At 35.1% G+C, this 1,780-nt stretch carries 1 protein-coding gene and 1 pseudogene; one reads left to right on the top strand and one right to left on the bottom strand.

All coding sequences use genetic code 11. The features are described 5' to 3' along the window. Nucleotides 1-146 (bottom strand): helix-turn-helix domain-containing protein (locus F6K13_RS31595; RefSeq protein ID WP_353735744.1); only part of this gene is annotated, 146 nt, incomplete at its 3' end. 941 nt (nt 147-1,087) lie between these two features. Here F6K13_RS31595 and F6K13_RS31590 point away from each other — a divergent pair. Then, nucleotides 1,088-1,780: pseudogene (locus F6K13_RS31590) on the top strand (DnaA ATPase domain-containing protein); the annotation flags it as partial.

The raw sequence follows: 1,780 nt of genomic DNA, 5'->3' as shown, positions 1-1,780 counted from the left end.
TCTATTGGTGACTTTCTTGAAACACACCAGTCTTTACGCTCTCTCAAAGCGTAATTGTACACACTCTTACAAACATCAAGAATATGATTAATATCTATTTCTTGCTGTCTAGTTGGCTTAAGTTTGTACTGGTAAGTTAAAGTCATCAAAGGTTGAAAATTAAACGTTAATAACTATATCATAACTGAGACTGGATTGATTAGCCCTCGGCTCTAATTTGTGGATTGAAATTCATTAGGGGCTGTCTGCGTGGGAAACCCAGGCAGTTTCTACGCCTCGTCTCACCGCTAAATCTCGCGATTATAGCAGGAGTCCTCTTTCAATATTTCCGATAGAGCTTTGTCGATCAAATTCTCCTCTAGCAAGTAAGCCCACTTTCAATGTCGGGTTTTTGAGTTAGTTAGATGCTAATATTAACCTTTTACTGGATTGTCTGAGCAGCTTTAATTGCTAATTTTACTATATTAATTTGATCCGGTTTTAATTTATTCTCATTCCTATACTTCATTAACTAACTTATTTGATCATTCTCAGTCCCAAATTTTGATTTACTAATTTATCCTCCCTACCCTTCTTTCTGCTTGTAGGTAGTAGCTTGTAGGTGTAGCACACCGCAGTTAAAAATTGGGTTATTAACCCCACAACTCACGCGCATTGTCTACAACTTTAGTTAGGGTTAATCAGAAGGTGTTAGGTTTTAGCCCACATTCCGCACTTCAAGAGCGTATCATTAAAAGTAGTATATGAATCTGTAGCTTGGTAAGTATTTATACTATGCAAATCATCTATACTATGCAAATCATCTCAATACTTTTTTCGTTGATCAAATTCCTAGTAAAAAATTTACGCATAAATACTTGCTCTGATGATGACTCAATCACGGCAGCTATAATTTTCTTCTAAAATTCTGTCTCCTGTCTCCTGTCTCCTGACTCCTTCTTCGGTTGCTACATTTTGTGGTGCGGAATGTGGGTTTTAGTAGCACGGTAAGCTTTTTTCACCACCTACGAACTACGACCTACAATCTACGACCTTCTTTAAATATTTAATTAATTTTTATTTGTATTCATATAAAAAGAGCTTAGCAGTGGAAATTTCTCTTGATAATTTGTGGAACCAAGTTTTAGAAAGATTGCAATTACAATTAAGCCGACCTACTTTTGAAACATGGATTAAAACAGCCAATGCCCAACAACTAGAAAATAATTGTTTGGTAATTTGTACACCTAACCCTTTTGCTCGAAATTGGTTACAGAAATACTATGTAAAAACTATTGCTGATGTTGTACATGATATTCTCGGTCATCCTGTAGAAATTTACCTAACTACGACAGTGGGAGAAAGTGTGGGTAAAGATAATTCAGAACTTATATGGTCTGAAAATAAGGTTGCCGATCTTTCAGAAAGTTTATCTAATCAAAAGCCTAAACCAGCAAATCTAAATCCGAAATATATGTTTTCTAGGTTTGTTGTGGGTCCGAATAATCGTATGGCTCATGCAGCTTCTTTAGCAGTAGCAGAATCTCCAGGAAGAGAGTTTAATCCTTTATTTTTATGTGGTGGAGTAGGTTTAGGAAAAACTCATTTAATGCAAGCTATAGGTCATTATCGTTTGGATATTTTTTCTGATTCTCAAATATTTTATGTTTCTACGGAAAAGTTTACTAATGATTTAATTGCTGCTATTCGTAAAGATAGCCTCCAAAGTTTTAGAGAACATTATCGAACTGCCGATGTTTTGTTAGTAGATGATATTCAATTTATTGAGGGCAAAGAATAA

This window comes from Okeania sp. SIO2B9 (assembly GCF_010672505.1).
Lineage (GTDB): Bacteria > Cyanobacteriota > Cyanobacteriia > Cyanobacteriales > Microcoleaceae > Okeania > Okeania hirsuta.
This window is presented reverse-complemented; position numbering and strand designations above follow the sequence as displayed.